The organism is Candidatus Poriferisocius sp., assembly GCF_965202595.1.
Lineage (GTDB): Bacteria > Actinomycetota > Acidimicrobiia > Acidimicrobiales > Bin134 > Poriferisocius.
In genome coordinates this window covers 1,876,987-1,901,863 of sequence record NZ_OZ241836.1, presented here as the reverse complement: position 1 = coordinate 1,901,863, position 24,877 = coordinate 1,876,987, and the positions used below count along the sequence as shown (strand labels likewise).

Genomic DNA, 24,877 nt, shown 5'->3' with positions numbered 1-24,877 from the left:
GGGACGGTGGTTGCAGGGCACGAATCCGGTCGGCCACCGAGTGCTTCACGAGTTATCCGAACTGCGGGCAACCGTCAGGAAGGCGGGGGTACCCATGTCCACCTCCGACCCCAACCGCAGGCGGGTGGCTTGGCCTTCCTCCAGATCGAACAGCACCCTTTGGCCCTGGCGCAGCATCCGAAACACCGATCCTGCCAGCGCATCGGGGGCTAGATCGAACTCGGCCATATCGGTGTCGCTCACAACGACACCGATGCCGGTGGTTGGGTCGTAGGCCTTGATCACTCCCTGCACGAGCACTCTTTCTGCCGGTGATCCGAGTTTCAGCAGGCTAACGCCCGAGCCGAGCGGGGCGCGAGTCGAACGACCTCAGCGATCATGCTCAAATCAGTATCATCGAAGCCATGGCGGCGGACCGTCTGGGGGCTGAGGGATTGCGAGAGGCGATGGGGTGGTTCCGAGATGCTCTCAGCATGCACCAAGATGTCATCAACCAGCTCAATGTGTACCCGGTTCCCGATGGCGACACCGGCACCAATATGGCGTTGACCCTGGAGTCGGTGGTGACCGAGGTGTCCGGTGCCGGCGAGGGTATGACCGAGGTGTGCCGGGCCATCAGCCATGGCTCGCTCATGGGGGCACGGGGCAACTCCGGCGTGATCCTGTCGCAGATTCTGCGGGGCTTGGCCGACTCGGTGGCCGAAGCCGGCCATATCGATTCTCCGGTGCTGGCCGGTGCCTTGCAGAAGGCTTCGGCCGCCGCCGACGAAGCGGTTTCGGTGCCGGTGGAGGGAACCATCCTGACCGTGGTGCGCGAGGTGGCGACCGCAGCCTCCCAGGCGGTTGAGCAGGGTGTGGATGGTCTCCTCGGGCTTGTCGAGAGCTGCAGGCAGGCGGGGCGGGTCTCGCTGGAGCGCACCCCGGAGCTTCTGCCCCAGTTGGCTCGAGCCAACGTGGTGGATGCCGGGGCGGCGGGGTTCCTGCTGTTCTTGGATGCGTTGGCTACCGCCCTGGATGGCCGACCCCTGCCCGACCCGCCGCCGGTGGATCCCGGTAGCGGGGTGGTGAGCGGGGCTACGGAAGCTGGTGGGGCGGGCAATGGCGCGGGGGGGATGCGTTATGAGGTCATGTTCTTCCTGGAGGCCGATGACGACCGGATCGGCGACTTCCGGGAAGCCTGGAATGGCTTGGGCGACTCGGTGGTGGTGGTGGGTGGCGATGGCCTGTGGAACTGCCACATTCACAGCAACGACATCGGGGGCAGCATCGAAGCGGGGATCGGTGCCGGCCGCCCGTTCGACATACGGGTGACCGATCTGTTCGAGCAGGTGGAACACGTCGAGTCGATGGTGGTTACCGAGACCAGCGGGACCGTGACCGTGGTGGCCGGTCAATCGGTTCGCACCGCAGTGGTGGCGGTGTCAGTGGGGGCCGGGGTGCGCCGCTTGTTCGAATCGCTGGGCGGGCGAGCCACAATCGCCGGCGGCCAGACCATGAACCCCTCCACGGAGCATTTCCTTCAGGCGGTGGAGCGTCTCGATACCTCGGAGATCGTGCTCTTGCCCAACAACAAGAACATAGTGCCGGTTGCCGAGCGGGTGGACGAGTGCACGGAGGCGACTGTGCGGGTGGTGCCCACCCGGGGGGTTGCCGAAGGTTTGGCCGCGTTGATGGCCTACGACCCATCGGCTGGTGCCGACCAGAACCAGCAGGCCATGGCCACTGCCGCGGCTGCCGTGGTGACCGGGGAGGTCACCCGGGCGGTGCGGGGCACCGAGAGCGAGCTGGGATCCATCGTTGCCGGGGATTGGTTGGGTTTGGATTGCCACGGCCCGCGCGTCGTGGCCCCGAGCGCGGCTCAGGCCGCCATCCAATTGTTGGGTGATCTCATCCACGAAAGCCACGAACTGGTTACCCTGATCAGCGGCGTTGATGCCACAGCCGCCGACATCGAGCAGGTATCGGAGTGGCTGACCCGGAACCACCCCCACATGGAGTTGGAAATCCATGAGGGCGGCCAACCCCTGTACCCCTTCTACTTCGGGATCGAGTGAGATGTACCCCTTCTACTTCGGGATCGAGTGAGATGTACCCCTTCTATTTCGGGATCGAGTGAGCTGGGCTCGGCATGGCAGGAACCCAAGAGCAAAGAACGCGAACTCTGGCTGATTTCGAGCCGGATGGCGAAACTTCCGGGTGGAAACCTGCAAACGATTTGCTCCCGCTGACCATGGCCGACTTCAAGAACAAGAATGTGGAGCACCTCAACGGGGTGAGCCCATCCAAGGCCAGGGCGTTGTGGGAAATCGATGTTCGCACGGTGCTGGATTTATTGACTTACTACCCCCGCCGCTACCTCGACCGGACCAACCAGGCGATGATTGCCGACCTGGAGGACGGAGTGGAGGCCATGGTCATGGCTCGAGTCCACAGCGTGTTCACCAAAAAGATCAGGGGAAATCGAACGATGGTGACCGTAACCGTGGACGATGGCAGCGGCCGTTTGCGGCTGGTGTTCTTCAACCAACCCTGGAGGGGGAATCAGCTCGAAAAAGGCCAAGAGGTCGTGGTGTTCGGGAAACCGGACCTGTATCGGGGCCAGCAGCAGATGACCAACCCCGTTGTCGACCTGGTGGGGGACGAGACCGGCCGGATCGTGCCCGTCTACCCCCAGTCGGGCAAAGCGGGCATCAACACCCGAGAGATCAGGCGCTGGGTGGACGAGGTGCTGCGAAGATCCGAAAAGCGGGGCATCGGTGACCCGCTGCCCGAATCCCTCAGAGCCCGCCACAACCTGGTCGGGAGGCACGAGGCTTTCGACACCATCCACCGGCCGGAGTCCATGACCGCCCAGTACGACGCTCGAAACCGGCTGGTGTTCGATGAGCTGCTGCGACTGCAACTCAAACTCATCATGCGCAAGCTGGTAATGCAAAAAGACGCTCTCGGGATCTGCCATGACTCGGGGGACGAGCTGGTCGGCCGGTTCGTGAAGTCATTGGGCTTCCCGCTGACCGGGGCCCAGCGCCGGGTTATCCACGAGGTGATGAAGGACATGGCCCAGCCGGTTCCCATGCACCGCCTCTTGCAGGGAGATGTGGGAGCGGGCAAGACCGTGGTGGCCGTGGCGGCACTGCTCACCGCGGTGCAGGGGGGCCACCAGGGCGCGCTGATGGCTCCCACCGAGGTTCTGGCCACGCAGCACTACCTTGGGGTTCGATCCCTGCTGAACGAGATGGTTGTGCCCGCTCCCAACTCGCTTCTGGCTGAGCGACCCCTGCAAGTGGCACTGCTCACCAACCAGACTCCAGGGGCCGAGCGAACCAGGATCCAGGCCCGGCTGGGGGCGGGGGAGGTGGACATAGTCATCGGAACCCATGCCCTCATACAGGAGGGGGTGAACTTTGCTTCTCTGGGGGTGGTGGTGGTGGACGAGCAGCACCGCTTCGGGGTGGAGCAGCGGGCCGCCTTGCGGGCCAAGGGATCCAACGATGTGTTACCCGATGTGCTGGTAATGACCGCCACCCCCATTCCCCGGACCGCGGCCATGACCGTGTACGGCGATCTGGATGTTTCCGTTTTGGACGAGATGCCGCCGGGAAGAACGCCGATATCCACCCGCTGGGCGCGGACACCGGCAGAGGAATCCGAGGTGTGGGACCAGGTCAAAGCTGAGGTGGGCCGGGGCCGGCAGGCCTACGTGGTGTGCCCGCTGATCGACGAGTCCGGCAGCATCGATGCCCGGTCGGTCACCGATACTTACGAGCGGTTGCAGGCCGAGGAGTTGGCCGGCTTACGGGTGGGGCTTCTTCACGGCCGCCTCTCGCCGGCGGAGAAGGAATCGGTGATGAACCTGTTCCGGGTTGGGGCCCTCGATGTGCTGGTGGCCACCACTGTGATCGAGGTGGGGGTGGATGTGCCAAACGCCACGGTTATGGTAATCGTGGACGCAGCCCGGTTCGGTATAGCCCAGCTCCATCAGCTCAGGGGCCGGGTGGGAAGAGGCGATCAGGAGTCCACCTGCTGCCTTCTGGCTGCCGACGCAGTAGGGGTTGCCGCTGAGCGTTTGCGAGCCCTGGTGGGGACAACGGATGGTTTCGAGCTGGCCGAGACGGATTTGGCGTTACGAGGGGAGGGCACAATTTTGGGTGAGCGCCAGAAGGGGCGCACCGATTTGAAGCTCGCTTCCCTGCGCCGGGACAAGAACTGGGTGAAACGGGCCCGCGACACCGCAGAGGAACTGCTGGACCTGGATCCCGGCCTGGAGCGGCATCCGGCATTGCGCTGCGAGGTGGAGTTGTTCCTGGGCGATGATGATGCCGATTATCTAATGAAGAGCTGAAGTCTTTTTTGGGGCTGATGGAGGCAGGATTGGAGGGTTGACGGTGCTGGATATCGTACGCATGGGCCTGGAGAGGCGGGACCGGATAGCGGCCATCTGGGTCGCCGCTTTTGAGCATGATCCGCTGATGGGGTGGATTTTTCCCGGCGAACCGGCCCGGCTGGAGTCGCTGAGGCGCTGGTGGGGTTTCACCCTCGACCATCTGCTCCCAGGCAGCGAGCTGCACGGCACCCGAACCGATGGATGCGTCGCCTACTGGCAGCCGCCGCGAGGGGATGAGGCTTTACCAATGGCTCAGGATGCCGGGGCGGAGTTCGTAACCATGATGAACGAGCTGCTCGGCGAGTTGGCCCCTTCCCGCATGGAGGCCTTGGGTCGGATGCATCAGGCCCGTCCGAGCGATCCCCACTGGTACCTGGCGGTTTTGGGCACGTCACCCGAACAGCAGAGCAAGGGGTTGGGAGGTCGGGTTCTCGCCCCGATGCTGGAGCGCTGCGACCGGATCGGGTTGCCGGCCTACCTGGAGTCCAGCAACCCGGCCAACGTGGGGTTCTACCGCCGGCACGGCTTCGAACCCTCCGGGCGGTTCACGCTGGGCGGCCAGGTGCTGATAACCCCCATGATCCGAGAACCCATCCCCCCTCGGGCCTGAGCAGCCATGGCGTTGCGGATCATTGCCCCTCGGGCCTGAGCAGCCATGGCGTTGCGGATCATTGCCCCTCGGGCCTGAGCAGCCATGGCGTTGCGGATCATTGCCCCTCGGGCCTGAGCAGCCATGACGTTGCGGATCATTGCCGGGGTGGCTCGGGGTCGGCGATTGAGTGTTCCCGAGGGGTTGGATGTTCGTCCTTCCACCGGTCGGGTGCGGGAGGCGGTGTTCAACTCGCTGTGCGGGTCGGGCTGCCTGGAGGGAGCCGAAGTGCTGGACCTGTTCGCCGGATCGGGGGCCCTGGGCCTCGAAGCCCTGTCGCGGGGCGCGGCTTCGGTCACGTTCGTGGAACGGGCCCGCCCTGCGCTGGCCGCATTGGAGGCCAACATCGCGGCCACCGGTTTCGGCGATCGTTGCCGGGTGGTGCCGGGCGATGTCATGGAGGAATTGCCCGGGTTGCCGGGAAGCTATGACGTTGCCCTGTGCGATCCGCCCTACCGGTTCGACGCCTGGCCGGAGCTGCTGGCCTTGATCCCCGCCGACCTGGTGATGGCCGAGTCCGATCAGCCGGTGGTTCCTGGTCCGGGGTGGGTTGTCATAAAGCAGCGGCGTTACGCGAGTACCGTAGTGGTGATAGCCGGTCGGCGGTAGAATCCAGGAGAATCCCAAGTGACGCGTGTTTTGTTTCCCGGGTCGTTCGATCCCATACACAACGGCCATATGGAGATCGTGGAGACCGCGGCGCGCCTGTTCGAGGAGGTGATCGTGGCTGCGGTGCACAACCCCCAGAAGAAGCCCCTGTTCGATCTGGAGGAGCGCCGGGCCATGTTGGAGGAGTGCTTCGACCACCTCCCCAATGTGCGAACCACCATGTTCGCCAAGCTGGTGGTGGAGCTGGCCAAGGACGAGGGGGCCGATCTCATCGTGAAAGGGTTGAGGGCGGTGTCCGACTTCGAGAACGAGCTCCAGATGGCCCAGATGAATCAAGCCATATCCGGGGTGCACACCCTGTTCATACCCTCGGCCAGCAAGCACTCCTTCTTGGCATCCAAGCTGATCCGCGAGTTGGCCGGCTTCGGCCAGCGAATTGATTCCATGGTTCCCGCTCCGGTGGCCGAACGATTGATAGAGAGGTATCAGAATGACTGACGCCGATTCCCGAACCACTGCGTCCCATCGTCCATTCTCGGGGACATTCGTGGATCCCGAGTTCGATCTACTGCTGCGCAAGGCCATCGAGTTGGTGGGCGCGGCCCGTCCCATGCCGCTGTCGGCCTCCTCCATGATCAACAAGGAGGAGGTGCTGGAGCTGCTTCAGAACTGCCTGAGCCGGCTTCCCGAGGAGATGCGAGCGGCCCGATGGCTCCTGAAGGAGCGGGAGGACTTTCTGAAAAGAGTCCATCGGGAGGGCGATGAGATCCTGTCGGCGGCTCGATCCCAGGCCGAGACCATGGTGCAGCGCACGGAAGTGGTCAAGGCGGCCGAGCAGCGGGCTCGACGGATGGTGGAGGAGGCCGAAGCCACCTCCCGCCGATTGCGCCTCGAGACCGAGGACTATTGCGACACCAAGCTGGGCAGCTTCGAGAACGCCCTGGAGCGAATCCTGAACACGGTGAGGGAGGCCAGAACGCGACTTCAGGGTGACCCCATGGAGGACCTGGCTCGGGCCTACGGTCCGGAGCCGGTACCGGAACAGACGGCAAGTGACAGTTTTTTCGACCAGGACACCACCGGTTAGCACCCCTCAGTGAGGCCAGAGGAGGCACCATGTCGCGGAGATCGGGCCCGACCCACTCCTTGATTGTCCCGGTGGCGGAGTTGCTGCGCCGCCCGGGCTCGCACCGCACGCTGTCGGTGAGGGCGGATTTCGACGGTCTGGCCACCTCCTCGGCCGCGGTTGTGGGCCCGGTGGATCTCCGGATTCGCTTGGAGTCGATGGTGGGTGGCTTGGAGGCAACCGGTGTCCTGCTGGCCGGGTGGCGGGGATCCTGCCGAAGGTGCTTGGAGCCTGTTGAGCAGATGGTGCATCAGGACCTGAGGGAGGTGTTCAGCCCGGCTCCGCACGATGAGGATACCTATCCGATCAATGACGGCGAGGTGGACCTTGCCCCGATGGTCCGGGATTCCCTGGTTCTCGCGCTACCCATTGCCCCGCTGTGCTCCGAGGATTGCGCGGGACCGGCCCCGGATGCTTATCCCATGAACCGGATCGACCCCGCCCCCGAAGAGCGCCCCGGGGATTCCCGCTGGGCTGTGTTGGATGCATTGCGCGCCGGCCAGTAGATTGGTGGGCCGCACCGGCGTGGATCCATCCCGCTGCTTCCCGCATCCCCAGGATTGTCCGATGGCTGTACCCAAGAAGAAAACATCCAAGGCCAAGAGCCGGAGCCGCCGAGCATCGGCCTGGCGGGTGTCGGCACCGGCACAGAGCACGTGTTCCCGGTGCGGGGCCATCAAACGGCCTCACCGGGTTTGCCGTGGGTGCGGCTGGTACGCAGGGCGCGAAGCCGTCGAGGTGCTCTAAGCGGTATCGCCGGCCCCTGGAGGGTGTTTGTTGCCATCGGTTGCGATTGGTTCGATAGGGCCAAGTTGAGCTGAGCAAGGTGTGAGGGGGAAAGGTTCGTTGCCATCACTTCCGGTTGCGGTTGATGCAATGGGGGGTGATGATGCCCCCGAGTCGGTAATTGCCGGTGCTCGTCTCGCCGCCGAGCGGGGTATCCCTATCCTGCTGGTGGGTCAGCCCGAGAAACTGGCCGATGCCGGTGATTTCGAACTTGTCCCGGCTTCTCAGGTCATCGCCATGGGTGCTGAAGGGGCGGTCAGCGTTCGGAGGATGAAGGACTCCTCGCTGGTGCGAGCGGCCGAAGCGGTAAGGGACGGGCGGGCCTCGGCCATGGTCAGCGCCGGCAATACCGGGGCGGCCATGGCCGCGTCCCTGCTGAGGATGGGTCGTATCCGGGGAGTTGCCCGACCCGCCATCGCCACCCCGATCATCGTGCCGGGTCGGGCGTGGCCCAATGTTTTGCTGGATGCCGGTGCCAACACCGAATGCAGTCCCGAGTGGTTGGTGCAGTTCGCCCAGATGGGTGCGGTTTACTGCCGTGACCGCTGGGGGGTTGAGGAACCTCGGGTGGGGCTGCTGTCCAACGGTGAGGAGGCCGGCAAGGGCTCGCTGCTGGTCAAGGAGGCTTTCGAGCTTCTGAGCAGCGGGGGCTGGCAGTCCCGGGCCGGTGCGGTATTCGCCGGCAATGTGGAGGGGCGGGATCTGCTGGGGGATCTGGTGGATGTGATAGTCACCGACGGTTTCACCGGGAATGTGGCCCTCAAGACCGCTGAAGGGGTGGCCAAGCAGCTCATCGGCGCCCTGCTCAAGGCATTCGAGTCCTCCGAGGAGGCTCGAAAAGGGGCCGAACTCCTGGCCCCGGCCCTGGCCCCGCTGTACAACGAGTTCAACCCCGATTCGGTGGGCGGGGCCATCCTGTTGGGGATCAGCGGTGTCAGCATCATCAGCCACGGCGCGTCGTCCCCGAGCGCGCTGGCCAACGCCATCCAAGTGGCTCATGAACTGGCCCAGCGCGACACCATGAGTTCCCTCCGCCGGGTTCTGGCGGCCCGGTAGTGGTTCGAGAGGGGGAAGAGGGGAAAGGGAAGGGGAGAAGCAGCCGGGGTTTCGAGGCCAGGAAGTGGGAATGCCAAAAGGTCGGCGTATACTTTCGGGGCACCATTTCGTTGACCAGCTCTGGAGAATCCGTGCCATCCGAAACCCATGTTGAACAGGGCCCGTTGGACCGCGACGGGGTTTTTTCCCTGGTACGGGATTCCCTGGCCGACATCCTGGAGATCCCCCCCGACCGGATCACCGAGGGCCAGGCTTTCGGCGACGACCTGGATGCCGACTCCCTGGCCCTGATCGAGCTGGTCGAGACCCTGGAGGAGGAGTTGAGTGAGAGGGCAGTGGGTTTCAGCATCGATGATGAGGACTTGGAGGATCTGAGGACGGTGCGCGACGCCGTCGACTACGTCCACAGCCGGTTGGGTCGAAGCTCCTGACTTCCGAAGCCGATCTCGCTGCTCTGGCCGGTCGCCTCGGCTACTCCTTCGACAACACCGGCCTGCTGATCGAGGCACTGACCCATCGATCCTGGTGTGCCGACCACCCCGAGTTTCCATCCAACGAACGGCTGGAGTTCCTGGGTGATGCGGTGCTGGGTCTGGCGGTGACCGACTACATCTACTCGACCTACCCCGAAATGAACGAGGGGCAGTTGTCCCCCCTGCGAGCCGAGGTGGTCTGGTCCGAGACTCTGGCCGATCTGGCCGTCAAGATGCGGTTGGGGGAGGTTTTGAGGCTGGGACGCGATGAGGAGGCATCCGGTGGGCGGGAGAAGCGGTCGATCCTCTCCGATGCCATGGAGGCGGTGATAGGGGCCATCTACTTGGATGCTTCCTGGGATGTGGTGGTCGGATTGTTGCAGGGATGGCTGGCCGCTCGCATGGCTTCGGCTGCTCGGGGGCCCGGCATTCTGGACTACAAGAGCCGCTTGCAGGAGTACTGCGCTCGTCACGGCCAGGCCGTACCCGAGTACCGCGTCACCACGACGGGTCCTGATCACGCCAAGCAGTTCCGGGCCGTTGTGCATGTGGGAGGCCAGGAGAGGGGTCGAGGTAAGGGTCGATCCAAGAAGCAGGCCGAGCAGGCGGCCGCGGCCTCGGCATGGCAAATCCTGGATCCCGACCCGGCCCCGGTGGTGGGTCGATCCATTCTTCTCAGTCCACCCTCAGGAGTTGTTCAATGATCGCGTTACCCGAAATCGAGACCATCCGTCGTGATCTGGACCGGGAACTGTCCGGTCTGCGGGTCAAGTCGGTAAAGGTTATGGATGATCGCAGCATGAGGCAATCGGTCGGGGCCCGAACATTTGCGGACCGGTTGGATAGGGCCAAGTTCACCGGAGTTAGCCGCCGGGGGCTGTACTTGATCATGGGCTTGGAAGGCGAGGATGTGGTCGTTGCTCATTTGGGTCGTGGAGGGCGGTTGCGGCGCCACGCCAACAAGGATGAGATCGAGCCCGACACCATGGTGGTCATCACGTTCACCATGAAGGGGCAGCTTCGGCTCGTGGACAGCACCGGTGAGGCTGAGCTGTTCCTGGCCAGTGCCGAGAATCTGGTCGAGGAGGTTCCCGAGTTGGACGGGCTGGGCATCGATCCCCTCAATCAGCCGGTGGCGTGGAAAGTATTCGGGGAGATGCTCCTGGCTCAGAAGGCCAAGCTGAAAGCGGTGTTGACCGATGACAGGGTGGTGGTCGGGCTGGGTGAGGTGTACTCGGACGAAATCCTGTTCTCCGCCGGCCTGCGGTACGACCGCCTGACCACCTCGCTGGGCCCCCAGGAGGTCAGGCGGTTGCACCGGGCGATGGTCGAGACCCTGCATGATGCGGCGAAGCATCGGGGCTCAACCCTGGAGGACGGGCTGTACGTGGATGTGCACGGCCAGCCGGGCGGATACGGGGAGCACCTGAACGTCTTCAAGCAGGCGGGCCGGAACGGGCGCCCCTGTCCCCGCTGCCACCGGGCCATTCAGAAGTATCGCTTCCGTCGTCGCTGGACCTTCTACTGCGAGCAGTGCCAGATCTAATCCCTTGCCCGGCCGTATTCCCCACTTTTCTGCTTACCCCCTCCGGCTGACGGGGGTGCCACAAATAGCGGTACGCCGGTGGGTAAGGTCGCATAAGTGTTTCTGAAGACGTTGACGATCAAGGGGTTCAAATCCTTTGCCGATCCCACCACACTGGTATTCGAACCCGGCGTGACGGTGATCGTGGGCCCGAATGGCAGCGGCAAGTCCAATGTGGTGGACGCGGTGGCCTGGGCGTTGGGAGCACAGGCACCGACATCGGTGCGCTCAGCCAAGATGGACGATGTGATATTCGCGGGCACCGCCTCCCGGCCCGGTTTGGGTCGGGCAGAAGTGTCCCTGGGTATCGATAACACCGCCGGCCTGTTGCCCATCGAGTTCGGGGAGGTGACCATCACCCGCACGCTGTTCCGCAGCGGGGAGAGCACCTACGCCATCAATGGGGTGCCCTGCCGCCTGCTTGACATTCAGGAGCTCCTCAGCGACACCGGAGTCGGGCGGCAGCAGCATGTGATCGTCTCCCAGCGTCAGATCGAGGGAGTTCTGAGTTCGAGGCCGGAGGATCGACGGGCGGTGATCGAGGAGGCTGCGGGGGTGTTGAAGTTCCGCCGTCGCAAGGAGAAGTCGCAACGGCGGTTGGCGGCCACCGAGACCAACCTCACCCGGCTTTCGGACATGGTGCGAGAGATTCGCCGCCAGTTGCGACCGCTGGAAGTCCAGGCCGAGGCCGCCCGCCGTCACGGGGATCTGGTGGTCGAGTTGAACGGTCTCCGCCGGTTCCTCTCCGGGCAGGAGATCAAGCAACTTCGCCACCGGGTCGGTTCGCTGGACCAGGAGCGAGCCGCCAATCGCCATGAGATGCAGCGGTTGTCGGTTGAGGTGGAATCCTTGGATCGGGATGTGGCCGCTGCCGAGGCCCGGCTATCGGCGGCTGGGGGTCAGGACATCAGTGATGCCCTCTCCCGCTTCGAGGGGCTCCATGAGCGCCTTCGGGGGTTGGAAGCGCTCATGTCGGAACGCCGCTTGCGCTTGCAGCGTGACCGCAACGCCGGGGTGAACGAGGATGTGGTGGCCACGCTGGAGGCCGAATCGGATCGCCTGGCCGGAGAGCTCAACGATTTGGAGGCCGAGCAAGCGGCACTGGCCCCCGACGCTGCCGCTGTCACCGAGGCCGAGCAGAGGTTGGAGCAGCTCCGTTCGTCCTTCGATGAGCGGTGGGGTGATCGAGCCTCGCCCGAACCCTCATCGGAGGCCCCCCGGTTACGGGGCGAGATCAGGGCGTTGGAGGCATCAATAGGGCGAGATCAGGCCGAGCTGGATCGACTGGGAGAGAGCCTTGAGGGGCTGGGATCACGGCACCGGGCGTTGGGTGAGGAACTGGACCGAAACTGGGCCGAAGCCAAGGAGGCGGAGGTTGCCCAGCAGTCCCAGCAGGACGAGTTGGAGGTGGCGGAGCGGTTGGTGGAGCAGGCCCGGTTGGCGAGCGAGCAGGCCCGATCGGCTCTTGCCGATGCAGTCGGTAACCGTCAAGCGTGGGGAGCTCGGCGCGAGGTGCTGGCTCTGGCGCTGGACGAGACCCGCGACCAGTCCGGTATCCAGCGGCTGGCCGGAATCGAAGGTGTGGTGGGAACCCTGATGGAGATCGTGGATATCGACCGGGGTTGGGAGGCGGCCTTCGAGGCGGCGGCCGGTGAGGCAGTGGCTGCGGTGGTGGCCACCAGCACCGAGGTGGCCATGCAAGCGGTTGCCATCCTGGAGGCGGGCAAGGTCAGCGGTGCGGTGCTGCCCCTGGATAACCGGGGTGTGGTGCCACCGGCACCGGCAGCCGGGGTGCCTTTGCGTCCCCATGTGCGCTCATCTCTGGCGGGCATGGATCAACTACTGGACATCCTGATCGGCAGCGTTGGGGTGGTGGATACGAGCGAGGAAGCGGCCGCCGCCGCGGCTGCTGATGTTTCGGCGGTGGTGGTCACCCGAGCGGGCGACCGGTTCTGCTCATCGGGTTGGCGGGTGGGAGTGCGGCGTTCGGGGGCCACCAGAGAGCTGCTGGAGGAGGCTGAGCGGGCATGGACCCGGGCCGACGGCGAGGCCGGTGCGGCGGAGCAGGGTCTGGTCATGGCTGATGATCGGCTGGAGCAGGCCCGCCAGGACATGCTCCGGGTCCGGCAAGCCGTGCGGATCCGGGCGGAGGCGGTGGAGGAGACGCGCAGCAGGGCGTCGGCGGTGGAGCGGGATCTGAGGGATGCAGAGGTGGAGATGGCTGCGCTCGGTCCCCGCCGGAGCGAGTTGATCGACAAGGTTGCCGAGGAGCGCCGGCGGGTTGACGAGCTGCATCGAGAGCTACCCCGGCACCAGCGCCAGGACGCCGAGCATCTGGAGCGCGTGGCGAGCATGAACCGAGCCCGCGATGAACTTGCCCGACAGTCGCAAGCCGTGAACAACCTTCGCACCGACCTTCAGGTTCGGGTTGCCGGATTCCGGGAACGCCATCGCTTGCTGACCGCCCAGCGCCGGGAGTTGGAGCATCGTCTGAGCCGGATGGCAACCGCCCGAGCCGAGGTGGCCTCGAGGCGGGAGGCCATCGATCAGCGCCTGGCTGTCATGGAAGGGCTGAGCGGTTGGGTGGCCGGTCGGGTTCCGAAGGTGGGAGAGCAGCTTGAGGAGTTACGCCGCCGGCGGGCTCGCGAATCCGAGGAGGCCGCGGAAGCGGCGGAGCAGCTTGAGGAGTTGCGCCGCCGGCGGGCCGATGCCGAGGCCGGGTTGGATCGGTGCCGGGAGCAGGATCGCAGCGCGGAGATCGAGTCGGCTGAGACCGGCATCAGGTTGGAAGCAGCGATTGAGCGGTGCCGCCGGGAGCTGAACTGTGAGCCCGGTGAGGCGGTTGCCGCCGTGTGCCCCCCCCTGGAACCGGATGTTGCCCCCGAGGATCGGATCCGAACCTTGGAGCAGGAACTGAGCATCATGGGGCCGGTGAATCCGCTGGCACTGGAGGAATACGAGGCGCTGCTCGAGCGTTACCAGTTCACCCAGGGCCAGATTGACGACATACGCCAAAGTCGCCGGGAACTCCGCAGGGTCATTCGCAGGATCGACGAGGAAATCGTCAACGTATTCTCCTCGGCCTATGCCGATGTGGACCGCAATTTTGCCGAGTTGTTCCAGATGCTGTTCCCCGGCGGCGAGGGCAAGCTGCGCCTCACCCAGCCCGATGCATTGCTGGACACCGGAGTGGAGATAGAGGCTCGCCCATCGGGCAAGAACATCCGGCGGCTGAGCCTGCTGTCAGGAGGGGAGCGCTCGCTCACGGCGCTGGCTTTTCTGTTCTCGGTGTTCCGCAGCCGGCCGTCGCCGTTCTACGTCATGGACGAGGTGGAGGCGGCCCTCGACGATGTCAACCTGCACCGGTTCCTCCAGCTCATCGACGAGTTCCGTTCCGATGCCCAATTGCTGATCGTCAGTCATCAGAAACGGACCATGGATGCGGCCGACTGCCTCCACGGTGTTTCCATGAGGCCGGGAGGCAGCTCCAAGGTGATATCCGAGAAAAAAGTGGTGGGAGCTTCAGAACCGAAAGTACTTCTCCAACAGGGCTAAGGATTCAGCACAGATGATGAGCAACGATCCCACCGAGGATTCAACACAGAGAGGATTCAGCACAGATGATGAGCAACGATCCCGCCGAGGATTCAGCACAGATGATGGGTAACGATCCCACCGAGGATTCAGCACAGATGATGAGTAACGATCCCACCGATCCCCGGTCGGAGTGGGAGCCTTTGGGGTGGGAACTGGAAGGTCCATCCGGTCGGCCCGGCCACTCGCCTGAGCCCCTTGCGGCAGAAGTCGTCGCCTGGGTGCCGCCGGATGATCCGCCTCACTGGTCCCGGGGTCCCTCCGTGGCCATGGTGGTGGCATCGGTGCTGCTGGCCGTTCTGGGGTTGGTCGGTATAGGCATCGGCATCGCCAGCGTTTTCTTCGACCAGAGCACTCCTCCTGCTCCTACCGAGGTTTTGGTGGTTCCCGGACCTCAGGTGGTGAGCGCCTCCTCGGATCAACCGTCACTGGTTGGGGCCCCGGTGCCGGTGACCCCACCGGAGGTTGCCGCCGGCTCCGATCAGTCGGAGGTCCTGTTCGAACCCGTTGTGAGGGTGGCTCAAGTGGTTCGACCCTCGGTGGTACTCATCGTGTCGATCACGAGCGAGCAGGACCGGGCGGCACCACCGACTTTTCCCTGGAATCCCCGAAACAACCCTGAAACCCCCGACCAGCAACCGCGGATCACCGGACAAGGATCGGGGATCATCTACGACGCTTCCGGCCTCATCCTGACCAACGCCCATGTGGTGGGCGAGTCCGAGTCCGTGAGGGTGCAGTTTGCCGATGGCACCTGGGCCGAGGGCACCGTGGAGGGTACCGCACCAGCCATCGATGTGGCTTTGGTGAGGGTCGATACCGATAAGGTGCTGACCCCGGCGGTGTTCGCCGACCGGTCCACCGTTGAGGTTGGGCAGCTTGCAGTAGCGGTGGGCAGCCCGTTCGGGTTGCAGCAGTCGGTGACGGCCGGAGTCGTCAGCGCGGTCGGTCGGGCAATCCGGGAGGGATCGCAGGACAGAGCCTTCGTTGAGATGATCCAGACCGATGCCTCCATCAACCTCGGCAACTCGGGAGGGGCCCTGGCCAACCGCCATGGTCAGGTCATCGGCATGACCACGCTCATCCACACCGCGGGGCGGGGCCAGGGCAACATAGGTCTGGGTTTTGCCATCCCCTCCGACATAGTTCTCAACATTGCCCAGCGCATCCTGGCCGGGGAGAGCACTGAACTCGGTTACCTGGGGGTCATGGGGACCAATCCGGAACTGGGTCGTCCTGGTGCCCTGGTTCTGGAGGTGCTGCCCGATACTCCCGCCGAGCAGGCCGGGATGATGGACGAAGACCTGATCGTTCTCTTCGATGGCGAGGTGGTTACGTCATTTACGGAGCTGGCGGCCAAGGTCCAGTTCCGCGTTCCGGGGACCGAGGTGAAGATGCAGGTGTTGCGCGACGAAGTTCGGGTGACGCTCACCGTAGTGATCGGTTCCCTGCCCACCGAGGAGCCCAGCAACGAGCCCGATGATGGGTGAGGGCTAGTTTTGTGGCGCGAACCGGATGGCGATGATGGGTAAGGCCTAGTCCCGTGGCGCGAACCGGGTTCCGCCGCCGGATGGGTGGTACGAGAGGGGTCTTTTCGGGTTTTTTGGCTTCGGTGGTCTCCCGAGGGGTGGACGATTCCACCTGGGAGGAGTTGGAGGAGGCCTTGATCCTGGCTGATGCCGGAGTGGGGGCTGCCACCGAGCTGGTGGATCGCCTGAAAGAGTGGTCCAGGGCCGAGAAGGTCACCGACCCCCAGGCTCTGCTGGCCCTGCTCAAGGCTCAATTGGCCGAGGATCTCGGGGGCAGAGATCGGGGGCTGGAGACCGGCGGCAACCCCGCGGTGTGGCTGTTCGTGGGCGTGAACGGAGCCGGCAAGACCACCACCATCGGCAAGCTGGCAGCCCGGGAGGTGAACAGCGGCCGCAAGGTGGTGCTGGCCGCGGGCGACACCTTCCGGGCCGCGGCTGCTGAGCAACTGGGCTTGTGGGCCGACCGGTCGGGTGCCGAACTGGTGCGGGGTGCTGAGGATGCCGATCCCAGTTCGGTGGTTTTTGATGCCATCCAGCACGCCTCGGCTACCGGAGTTCCGCTGGTCATGGCCGACACCGCCGGGCGCCTGCACACCCGCACCAACCTTATGGAGGAGCTGGCCAAGATTCACCGGGTGGCCGGCAAGGGCCCGGGAACGGTGACCGAGGTGCTGCTGGTGATCGATGCCGTTACCGGTCAGAACGGTCTGGCCCAGGCCCGCCGGTTCACCGAGTCGGCTCAGCTCACCGGGGTGGTGCTCACCAAGCTGGACGGGTCAGCCAAGGGCGGCATCGTGATGGCCGTGCAGAACGAGCTGGACATCCCGGTGAAGCTGGTGGGTTTGGGGGAGGGTGTGGAGGACTTGATGGTGTTCGACCCCGTCGAGTTCGCCGAGGCGTTGTTCTCCTGATCCTTCTGGTTCCTGCCGATCTTGGTTTTCGAGCAGATGTTCAATCGAGCAGATGTTCAGTCGGGCGACCTGATGTTCAATCGAGGCATCGATGTTCAGTCGGGCGACCAGATGTTCAATCTGGCGGGTGTTCAGTAGGGGCATCGACCCCGTAAAGTGGAGGGTTCATGTTCGACACGCTTAGCAACCGGTTGGAGGGCATCTTCAAGCGGATTCGGGGCTTGGGGACGCTGAAGGAAAGCGATGTCGACGAGGTGTTGCGAGAGATCCGCCTGGCGTTGCTGGAGGCCGATGTCAATCTTCACGTGGTCCGCGGTTTCCAGGAGAGGGTTCGCCGGCGTTGTGTAGGGGCTGAGGTTCACAAAGCCCTGGACCCGGTTCAGCAGGTGATCAAGTTCGTGCACGAGGAGCTGGTCGCCAGCCTGGGTGGGGAAACTCTGGAGATCTCCCACCCGGCCAAACCCCCCACGGTGGTGCTTTTGGCGGGCCTGCAAGGATCGGGCAAGACGACCAACGCGGCCAAGTTGGCCTCCTGGTTCAAGAAGCAGGGTCGCAACCCGATGCTGGTGGGTGCCGATTTGCAGCGACCGGCAGCGGTGGATCAGCTCCGCACCCTGGGGGATTCCATCGAGGTTCCGGTGTTCAGTGAGCCGTCCGACCCCGTTGCGGTGGCCCGCCGGGGCCTGGCCGAAGCAGCGGCCTCCGGTCGGGATGTTGTGATCTGCGACACCGCCGGGCGGTTGGCCATCGACAGTGAGATGATGGATCAGGTTGGGCGGATATCCGACGCCATCAACCCTCATTACACCTTCCTGGTGGTGGACGCCATGACCGGCCAGGACGCGGTTACCACTGCCGAGGCGTTTCATGCCGTTCTCGAGCTGGACGGGGTGATCCTGACCAAGGTGGACGGCGATTCCCGGGGAGGGGCCGCGCTCTCGGTGAAAGAGGTGGTGGGCCGGCCGATTGCCTTTTCATCCACCGGCGAGAAGATCGACGAGTTCGAGCTGTTTCACCCCGACCGGGTGGCCGGCCGGATTCTCGGGATGGGTGATGCGCTTACGCTGATCGAAAAGGCCGAGCAGGTGTACGAGCAGGCCGAGGCGGAAGCGGCCGCAGCCAAACTGATGGAGGGGGAGTTCACCCTGGAGGACTTTCTGGAGCAGATGCGGCAGCTCAAGAAGATGGGTTCGCTCCAGAGCCTGGTGGGGATGCTTCCCGGGGTGCCCTCCGAGTTGCGCAAGTCCGAGATAGGGGATGAACGGATCATCCAGGTGGAGGCCATCATCTGCTCGATGACCCCCGAGGAACGGGCCGCTCCCCGCATTATCGACGGCTCCCGCCGCCAGAGAATCGCCACCGGCTCGGGTACCCGCCCCTCCGAGGTGTCCCAGCTTCTGCGGCAGTTCGGCGAGGTCCAGCGGATGATGAAGCGCATGGGGGGCAAGGGCCCCGGATCGCCGCGCAAGAAGTCGAAGAAGGGTCGCAAGGGTGGGCGGGTGACCTCACCCGGCAGCCGGCCGGGGAAGCCGGGTAAGTCCAAGCTGGTTTTGCCGGGCCTGGAGGACGGGCCATTGGATCTCTCCTCCCTCAGGTAGTTCCCGTGGGTTCCCAGCGGGTAGAGTTTGTCCATCGCGTGCCGGTTAGAACCGGTGGCATGGTCATTGGGTTAACGATGATGGAAGGGTTGACCAGCTTGTGGCAGTAAGACTTCGGCTGATGCGGATGGGCAAGAAGAAGCAGCCCACCTACCGCGTGGTGGCCGCTGACTCCCGTAAGGCCCGCAATGGACGCTTCATAGAGATCGTGGGTACCTATAACCCTCGCCAGGATCCATCGCTGATCCAGGTGGACAATGAGCGGGCGCTTTACTGGTTGCGCCACGGTGCCCAGCCGAGCGAGCGAGTGCAGAAGCTTCTCGTCATATCCGGAGCTTGGGAGGAGTTCACCGGCAAGGCCGAGGGTTCTGGTGGTCAGCCTGAGAAGGTGACCGTGGCGGCTTCGGCCGAGGGTTCTGGTGGTCAGCCTGAGAAGGTGACCGTGGCGGCTTCGGCGGAGGGTTCTGGTGGTCAGCCTGAGAAGGTGACTGTGGCGGCTTCGGCCGAGATGGGGCCGGATGAGGCAGGTGAAGGTTCCGAGCAGGATGTCGAGAAAGTGGAGGACGATAAATCGTGAGCGACGCTGACCTGGGGGCCGAGGGCGAGGAATACTACGACGAGGATTACGACGAAGGCGGTGACATCAACACCATCGCCGTCCCGACTGCCCGCAACGTTCTGGAATACCTGGTCAAGTCAGTGGTGGAGAACCCTGATGAGGTCGAGGTGGAGGTGGTCGAGCAGCGGAACTCGGTCGCCTTGGAGGTAACGGTGGCCGAAGGTGACATGGGTCGGGTGATAGGCCGTCGTGGCCGCATCGCCAACGCCATCCGCACCATTACCCGAGCAGCGGCCAGCAAGGACGGCGGCTCTGTGGATATAGAGTTCGTGGATTGATCTTGGCTCTGTGGATATAGAGTTCGTCGATTGATCTCGGCTCCGTGGATATAGAGTTCGTCGATTAAACTTGTTGGGGTGCCGGACGGGCCCCTGTTGCTGGAGGTCGGCCGTATCGACCGGGCTCACGGGACCAGGGGGGAGATGGTGGTCACGATGTGGACCAACCGGGCCGAGAGGCTTGAGGTTGGAGCAGTGCTTCGTACCGATTCGGGGCCACTCACGGTAGCTGCGGCTCGACCGTTTCAATGGCGTTGGATTGTGCGGTTCACCGAGATACGGGACCGGAGCGCGGCGGAGTCCCTGCGGGGACGGGTACTCAGGGCCGAGGCCATCACCGACCCCGATGAGTTGTGGGTGCATGAGTTGATCGGGATGAAGGTGTGTGAGGTTGACGGGACGGAACGGGGGCGGGTGGAGGCGGTGCAGAACAACCCGGCCAGCGACCTGCTGGTTCTGGAATCCGGGGCCATGGTGCCTCTCACCTTTTTGACCGAGCGGGCCGGCGATCGGCTGGTGGTGGATGTGCCGGACGGGCTGTTCGGTAATGACGGGTGAATGGCAGGCGGTAGGCACCGGTGAGAATAGACGTCTTCACCATCTTTCCCTCCTTGTTCGACGGGTTTTTGGGTTATGGGGTGATAGGTAGGGCGGTCGAGCAGGGTCGGCTGCGGGTGAATGTCCATGACATAAGAGCGGGGGCCGGCGATCCTCACCGTTCGGTGGACGACGCGCCGTTCGGGGGTGGTGCGGGCATGGTGATGATGCCCGAACCCCTGTTCAAGGTAGTGGAGGAGGCGGAATCCGCGCGGCCCCTTTTCCTGCTCGGCCCGGCCGGTCGCCGGTTCGATCAGGGCATTGCCCGCGAGCTCGCCGGCCAGGAGGGGTTCTCGTTGCTGTGCGGCCGCTATGAGGGGGTGGACCAGCGGGTTGGGGATCACCTGGTGGATGGTGAGTTGTCGTTGGGAGATTTCGTCCTGGCCGGGGGCGAGGTGGGGGCCATGGCCATAATCGAGACGGTGGGCCGGCTCGTTCCCGGCGTTCTGGGCAACGAGATGTCATCCGTGGAGGAGTCATTTCACGAGGGGCTCCTGGAGTATCCCCATTACACCCGCCCGGCTGATTTCCGGGGCTGGTCGGTACCCAACGTGCTGCGTTCAGGGGATCACGGTCTGGTGAGCCGCTGGCGGAAGGCTCAATCCTTGGCCCGGACAGTGGCCCTGCGTCCCGACCTCCTCGAGGCCCGAGGAGGCATCACCACCAACGAGCGCGCTCTTCTCGAAGAGTTCGGCCTGGGCTGATCCGGTTGGGTATGCTGGGCAGCCGCCCCCCCGCCCCGAGTTGGGCGCTGTAGTAGGCATACGAGGCGTGTTATGAATCCCACTGACATTGTTGATCGCGACACAAGACGCACCGACATTCCCGAGTTCAATCCCGGCGACACGGTGAAGGTGCATGTGCGAGTCGTGGAGGGGAACCGCGAGCGGATCCAGGTTTTCGAGGGCGTGGTCATAGCCCGCCAGGGCAGCGGGATACGTGAGACTTTCACCGTCAGGAAGGTGAGTTTCGGCGTGGGGGTGGAGCGCACCTTCCCGGTGCATTCGCCCATCGTGGCCAAGCTGGAGGTGGGGGCTCGCGGCCATGTGCGCCGGGCCAAGCTCTACTACCTGCGTGATCGTGTCGGCCGGGCCGCCCGCGTCAGGGAGAAGCGCTTCTAGCCCCGTTGTCACCCCTGCTTCTTATTGTGGGGTGATGTCGAACAAGCAGGCGCTGGGTCGTTGGGGCGAAGAGCGCGCCGTCCGGTGGTACAAGCGCCATGGTTACCGGCTACTGGACATTAACTGGCGGTGTCGCCACGGAGAGCTGGATGTGATCGTGCAGCGAGGTGCGGTCGTGGTCGTGTGCGAGGTAAAGACCCGGTCGTCGTTGTCCTTCGGGTATCCGGCCGAGGCGGTGGGCCTCGACAAGCAGCGGCGCATACGACGGCTGGCGGCCCAGTGGCTGGCCGAGCAGGAGCGCTCGGGGTCGGTACAGCTCCGGTTCGATGTCGCTGAGGTGGTGGGCCGAGATCTGCGGGTGATCGAGTCGGCGTTCTAGAGGTTCGAGATCTGCGGGTGATCGAGTCGGCGTTCTAGAGGTTCGAGATCTGCGGGTGATCGAATCAGCCTTCTAGAGGTTCGATCCTCAGGCCAGCACCGCCCACAGGATCAAACCCACGCACACCAGGAGCCCGATGGCCACGTACCAGTAGTCGAAACGGGTGCGTCGTTGCCGGCGGGTGGGGTCGAAGCCCATGCTCCAGTATCGTGCAGGCGGTGATGACCGGAGAAGTTCGGGGCTTGCCATCGTTCGCCCTCGTTCTATGCCTGGTGGCCGGGTTGGTGGCAACCGCTTGTGGCGCAAGTACTTCTCCCGAGGTGGAGGTGGGACCGGCTGGCACCCCCGATCCCGTGCTGGTAGCGGGCCGGGAAGTATTCATGGACCGGTGCTCCTCCTGTCACGGTGCCAGTGGTGGCGGAACCGGTAAAGGGCCGCGGTTGAATCGTGGCCTGCTGGAGCAGGAATACGATGGTTTGGATGACGCCGCAGCAGTGGTGTTGGGGGGCCGCAGGCGCATGCCGGCGTTCAGTGGCCTGCTCACCCGCAACGAAGTGGATGCCGTGCTCCGCTACATCCGCGACGTGCTCTGAGGCTCTCGGGTGGGAGGTGGTGGGGTTCGCGGCGGAAACGGGTGAGGCGGGGAAGGGGGGTAGTTGTCACCGGTTGCCTCTAAGGTCTGGCCGCACGCTCGTGACCGGCGCGACGGGTCACCCTCCAGGCCCGAGGATCATCCTCGAGAAGGCATCTTCCCATGCTTGCCACCATTGCTGCATCCGTCCTTACCGGTATCACCGGGCATCCTGTTTCGGTGGAGGTGCAGGTCTCATCGGGCCTACCCACCTTCACCGTGGTGGGTCTGCCCGATGCCGCCTGCCGGGAGGCCCGGGATCGGGTCCGTGCTGCCCTGCTCTCCAGCGGTGTGACCTGGCCCTCGGGGCGCATAACCGTGAACCTGGCCCCTTCGGGTCTTCGCAAGGAGGGCTCCGGGCTGGATCTGGCCATTGCCATGGGAGTCCTGGTTGCCGATGACCAGTTGCCCGCCGAAACAGTGGCCGACATGGCTTTTCTGGCCGAGTTGGGGCTCGACGGCCACCTTCGTCCCGTGCCCGGGGTGCTGCCTCAGGTGCGCGGGCTGAGCAGGGCTGCGATTGTGGTGGCACCGGAAAGTGCTGCTGAGGCCTCCCTGGCTGGTGGTCCCGAGGTTCGGGCCCCGGCAACGCTCAGGGATCTTATCCTGGCACTCCGGGGTGAGGAGGCCTGGCCCGATCCACCCCGGTTCATATCGGCCAACCCGGTGGAGGCGGGGGTGGATCTGGCCGATGTGCGGGGCCAGCACATGGCGCGGCTGGGGCTGGAAGTGGCGGCAGCCGGGGGTCATCACCTGTTGATGATCGGTCCGCCCGGCGCGGGTAAGACCATGTTGGCTCGGCGGCTCCCCGGACTCCTGCCGCCGCTGGATGATTCCACTGCCATCGATACCACCATGGTGCATTCGGCGGCCGGGATGGACTTTCCCCCCGCCGAGCTGGTTCGTCGAGCTCCGTGGCAGGCTCCCCATCATTCGGCCTCAATGATCTCCCTGGTGGGTGGAGGGAGCCATGCGCTGCGACCGGGGTCCATAAGCTGCGCTCACGGCGGGGTTCTGTTTCTGGACGAGATGGGAGAGTTCGCCCCCCAAGCCCTGGACGCGCTGCGCCAGCCCCTGGAGGAGGGAATTATCCGGGTCAACCGGGCTGCGGCCGTGGCCTCGTTCCCGGCTCGATTCCTCCTGGTGGGGGCGATGAATCCGTGCCCCTGCGGAGAACTCGGGCGCCCCGGTATGTGCCGATGCACCCCTGTGGCCCGGCTGCGTTATGCCCGCCGGCTGAGCGGCCCGTTGCTGGACCGGTTCGATTTGAGAATCCATGTGAACCGCCCTGAAGTGGCCGACCTGTTCGATGCTCCACCCGGTGAATGTTCTGCCAAGGTCAGGGCCAGAGTGGACCGTGCCCGGGCCATGGCCCGCGACCGGGGGGTGGTGGCCAACAGCGAGCTGAGGGATAGCGCCTTGGAGGAATTGGCCCCGCTGGCCCCGGAGGCCAAGGATCTCTTGCGCCGGTCCATCGGGGATGGGCGGCTCACCGCCAGAGGGCTTCAGCGGATTCGACGGGTCGCCCTCACCCTGGCGGATCTGTCGGGGCAGGCACCCCCGTTGACCAAAGATATTGTCGCCCAGGCTTTGTTCATGCGAACAGAGCCGGTCACTGTGGCCCACGACCCTTGGAGCTGTACCAATGCCCAGTGATCATGCTCTGAGCAGTTGGGGAGCGCCTGTTCCCGCCAATGCCGATTGCGGCGAGTTGCCGCTGGAGGTGTCCGTGGCTCGGTTTGCGGGGGTGTCGCGGTCAACGAGTGAGGCCGGTTTTGGCGAGTTGCCGGCTTTGTCCCGGTTTGCGGGGGTGTCGCGGTCAACGGGTGAGGCCGGTTTTGGCGAGTTGCCGGTGGAGGCGTGGCTGGCCGCGCTGGCTTCCCTGCCCGCGGTCGGTCCCACCCGGTTGCGGGCACTGCTGGCTGCCGGCGGGCCGGACGATGTATGGGCCGGTCTCCGGGGACCGCCATCAGCCGACCTGATCCGGGTTGCGGGCAGAAGGGACCTGTACGAAACCTGGCGGCAGGCCGCGGCGGCAATGGATGTGGCGGGGCTGTGGCATCGACATCGGGAGTACGGCGTGGGGGTGGCCGCTCTGGGCACTCCTGGCTACCCGCCGGCGCTGTCAAATGATTCGGAGCCTCCCGCAGTGGTGTTCCACAAAGGGAATCCCGAGGTGATCAGCGGTCCCCGCGTGGCCGTGGTCGGTACCCGGCGATGCACTCGCTACGGCAGCGATGTGGCGTTCGAACTCGGTCGTGATCTGGCCGCGGCCGGTGTGGGGGTGGTTTCGGGCTTGGCCCTGGGTATTGATGCCGCGGCCCATGCCGGCGCTCTCGAGGCGGGCACCACTCCACCCATCGCGGTGGTGGGCAATGGGTTGGATCGGGTTTATCCCCAGCGCAATCGGGCCCTGTGGCGGGCGGTGGCCGACAAGGGGGTACTGCTGGGGGAGGCTCCGCTGGGAGCACCCCCCGAGAAGTGGAGGTTTCCGGCCCGCAACCGGATCATTGCCGCTTTGGCCGACGTTGTCGTGGTGGTGGAATCCCACGCCTCAGGAGGATCCATGCACACGGTGGCCGAAGCGGCGGCCCGAAATCGGGCGGTTCTGGCTGTGCCCGGACCGGTTCGCAGTTCGGCATCCGATGGTTGCCTGGAGCTGCTGGCCGATGGTTGCGCCCCCTGCCGCGACGCTGGAGATGTGCTGCTGGCCCTGGGCCTGTCGGGAGCCGAATCGGTGCCTGTTGATTCCAGGGTGAAGCCCGATACCGTTGGCCAGCAGGTGTTGGAGGCGCTGGGCTGGCAGCCCGCCGATGTCGAGCAGATCCGAGAACGCACCGGTCTGGACATTGCCCTGGTGGCCGGAGCGACGGAGGAACTGCGAGCTGCCGGTTGGGTAGCCATCTCAGGCCGCTGGATCGAACGGGTAAGCAACCCCCGATGAGACCGATC

General features: G+C 64.8%; 26 protein-coding genes. 25 read left to right on the top strand and 1 reads right to left on the bottom strand.

The genetic code is table 11. The features are described from left to right. Window positions 1-45: 45 nt before the first annotated feature. Window positions 46-294 (bottom strand): hypothetical protein, encoded by a 249-nt coding sequence (locus ACOGXC_RS08715; protein ID WP_419917807.1) that lies wholly within the window; start codon window positions 292-294, stop codon window positions 46-48. Window positions 295-404: 110 nt separating this feature from the next. Here ACOGXC_RS08715 and ACOGXC_RS08710 point away from each other — a divergent pair, with 110 nt between their 5' ends. The 25 genes from ACOGXC_RS08710 (at window position 405) to dprA (ending at window position 24,869) form a co-directional block, all read left to right on the top strand. Further along, window positions 405-2,054, top strand: a complete 1,650-nt coding sequence (locus ACOGXC_RS08710; RefSeq protein ID WP_419917806.1) for a DAK2 domain-containing protein — start codon at window positions 405-407, stop codon at window positions 2,052-2,054. 161 nt (window positions 2,055-2,215) lie between these two features. Beyond that, a complete protein-coding gene (recG, locus tag ACOGXC_RS08705; RefSeq protein ID WP_419917805.1) occupies window positions 2,216-4,342 on the top strand; it encodes an ATP-dependent DNA helicase RecG in 2,127 nt (708 codons plus the stop codon). 43 nt (window positions 4,343-4,385) lie between these two features. After that, on the top strand, window positions 4,386-4,994 hold the full coding sequence (locus ACOGXC_RS08700) for a GNAT family N-acetyltransferase (protein ID WP_419917804.1): 609 nt from the start codon (window positions 4,386-4,388) through the stop codon (window positions 4,992-4,994). A gap of 123 nt (window positions 4,995-5,117) precedes the next feature. Beyond that, the gene (locus ACOGXC_RS08695) at window positions 5,118-5,642 is read left to right on the top strand and encodes an RsmD family RNA methyltransferase (protein ID WP_419917803.1); all 525 of its coding nucleotides are present in this window, start codon (window positions 5,118-5,120) and stop codon (window positions 5,640-5,642) included. 18 nt (window positions 5,643-5,660) lie between these two features. Beyond that, entirely contained in the window at window positions 5,661-6,140 is a 480-nt protein-coding gene (gene coaD, locus ACOGXC_RS08690) for a pantetheine-phosphate adenylyltransferase (protein WP_419917802.1), read from the top strand. Next, a complete protein-coding gene (locus ACOGXC_RS08685; RefSeq protein ID WP_419917801.1) occupies window positions 6,133-6,729 on the top strand; it encodes a hypothetical protein in 597 nt (198 codons plus the stop codon). The genes coaD and ACOGXC_RS08685 overlap by 8 nt, the downstream gene beginning before the upstream one ends. Window positions 6,730-6,758: 29 nt before the next feature. Further along, on the top strand, window positions 6,759-7,274 hold the full coding sequence (locus tag ACOGXC_RS08680) for a YceD family protein (RefSeq protein ID WP_419917800.1): 516 nt from the start codon (window positions 6,759-6,761) through the stop codon (window positions 7,272-7,274). Beyond that, entirely contained in the window at window positions 7,252-7,515 is a 264-nt protein-coding gene (gene rpmF, locus ACOGXC_RS08675) for a 50S ribosomal protein L32 (RefSeq protein WP_419917799.1), read from the top strand. Before ACOGXC_RS08680 ends, rpmF begins: the two co-directional genes overlap by 23 nt. Window positions 7,516-7,596: 81 nt before the next feature. Then, window positions 7,597-8,610, top strand: coding sequence for a phosphate acyltransferase PlsX (gene plsX, locus ACOGXC_RS08670; protein WP_419917798.1), 1,014 nt, complete (start codon window positions 7,597-7,599; stop codon window positions 8,608-8,610). Between the two features lie 131 nt (window positions 8,611-8,741). Beyond that, window positions 8,742-9,041 carry a phosphopantetheine-binding protein gene (locus tag ACOGXC_RS08665; RefSeq protein ID WP_419917797.1) on the top strand — a complete coding sequence of 100 codons (300 nt, stop codon included), beginning with the start codon at window positions 8,742-8,744 and terminating at the stop codon, window positions 9,039-9,041. Beyond that, window positions 9,038-9,787 (top strand): ribonuclease III, encoded by a 750-nt coding sequence (gene rnc, locus ACOGXC_RS08660; RefSeq protein WP_419920050.1) that lies wholly within the window; start codon window positions 9,038-9,040, stop codon window positions 9,785-9,787. The genes ACOGXC_RS08665 and rnc overlap by 4 nt, the downstream gene beginning before the upstream one ends. Then, window positions 9,784-10,629, top strand: a complete 846-nt coding sequence (locus ACOGXC_RS08655) for an Fpg/Nei family DNA glycosylase (protein ID WP_419917796.1) — start codon at window positions 9,784-9,786, stop codon at window positions 10,627-10,629. Before rnc ends, ACOGXC_RS08655 begins: the two co-directional genes overlap by 4 nt. Before the next feature lie 96 nt (window positions 10,630-10,725). Further along, window positions 10,726-14,223, top strand: a complete 3,498-nt coding sequence (gene smc / locus ACOGXC_RS08650) for a chromosome segregation protein SMC (RefSeq protein WP_419917795.1) — start codon at window positions 10,726-10,728, stop codon at window positions 14,221-14,223. A 68-nt stretch (window positions 14,224-14,291) separates the two neighbouring features. After that, window positions 14,292-15,752, top strand: coding sequence for a S1C family serine protease (locus ACOGXC_RS08645; protein WP_419917794.1), 1,461 nt, complete (start codon window positions 14,292-14,294; stop codon window positions 15,750-15,752). A 53-nt stretch (window positions 15,753-15,805) separates the two neighbouring features. Continuing rightward, a complete protein-coding gene (gene ftsY / locus ACOGXC_RS08640) occupies window positions 15,806-16,702 on the top strand; it encodes a signal recognition particle-docking protein FtsY (protein WP_419917793.1) in 897 nt (298 codons plus the stop codon). A gap of 167 nt (window positions 16,703-16,869) precedes the next feature. Continuing rightward, the gene (ffh, locus tag ACOGXC_RS08635; protein ID WP_419917792.1) at window positions 16,870-18,300 is read left to right on the top strand and encodes a signal recognition particle protein; all 1,431 of its coding nucleotides are present in this window, start codon (window positions 16,870-16,872) and stop codon (window positions 18,298-18,300) included. Window positions 18,301-18,400: 100 nt separating this feature from the next. Next, on the top strand, window positions 18,401-18,877 hold the full coding sequence (gene rpsP, locus ACOGXC_RS08630; RefSeq protein WP_419917791.1) for a 30S ribosomal protein S16: 477 nt from the start codon (window positions 18,401-18,403) through the stop codon (window positions 18,875-18,877). Beyond that, entirely contained in the window at window positions 18,874-19,197 is a 324-nt protein-coding gene (locus ACOGXC_RS08625) for a KH domain-containing protein (protein WP_419917790.1), read from the top strand. The genes rpsP and ACOGXC_RS08625 overlap by 4 nt, the downstream gene beginning before the upstream one ends. Before the next feature lie 78 nt (window positions 19,198-19,275). Continuing rightward, the gene (gene rimM / locus ACOGXC_RS08620) at window positions 19,276-19,755 is read left to right on the top strand and encodes a ribosome maturation factor RimM (protein WP_419917789.1); all 480 of its coding nucleotides are present in this window, start codon (window positions 19,276-19,278) and stop codon (window positions 19,753-19,755) included. Window positions 19,756-19,775: 20 nt separating this feature from the next. After that, window positions 19,776-20,498, top strand: a complete 723-nt coding sequence (trmD, locus tag ACOGXC_RS08615) for a tRNA (guanosine(37)-N1)-methyltransferase TrmD (protein WP_419917788.1) — start codon at window positions 19,776-19,778, stop codon at window positions 20,496-20,498. 72 nt (window positions 20,499-20,570) lie between these two features. Continuing rightward, window positions 20,571-20,915 (top strand): 50S ribosomal protein L19, encoded by a 345-nt coding sequence (rplS, locus tag ACOGXC_RS08610; protein WP_419917787.1) that lies wholly within the window; start codon window positions 20,571-20,573, stop codon window positions 20,913-20,915. A 34-nt stretch (window positions 20,916-20,949) separates the two neighbouring features. Then, entirely contained in the window at window positions 20,950-21,294 is a 345-nt protein-coding gene (locus ACOGXC_RS08605) for a YraN family protein (RefSeq protein ID WP_419917786.1), read from the top strand. 221 nt (window positions 21,295-21,515) lie between these two features. Further along, window positions 21,516-21,887 (top strand): c-type cytochrome, encoded by a 372-nt coding sequence (locus ACOGXC_RS08600; protein ID WP_419917785.1) that lies wholly within the window; start codon window positions 21,516-21,518, stop codon window positions 21,885-21,887. Between the two features lie 161 nt (window positions 21,888-22,048). Continuing rightward, window positions 22,049-23,581, top strand: a complete 1,533-nt coding sequence (locus tag ACOGXC_RS08595; protein ID WP_419917784.1) for a YifB family Mg chelatase-like AAA ATPase — start codon at window positions 22,049-22,051, stop codon at window positions 23,579-23,581. Next, window positions 23,571-24,869: a DNA-processing protein DprA gene (dprA, locus tag ACOGXC_RS08590; RefSeq protein ID WP_419917783.1), complete on the top strand. Its 1,299-nt coding sequence runs from the start codon at window positions 23,571-23,573 to the stop codon at window positions 24,867-24,869. Before ACOGXC_RS08595 ends, dprA begins: the two co-directional genes overlap by 11 nt. The last annotated feature ends 8 nt before the right edge of the window (window positions 24,870-24,877 follow it).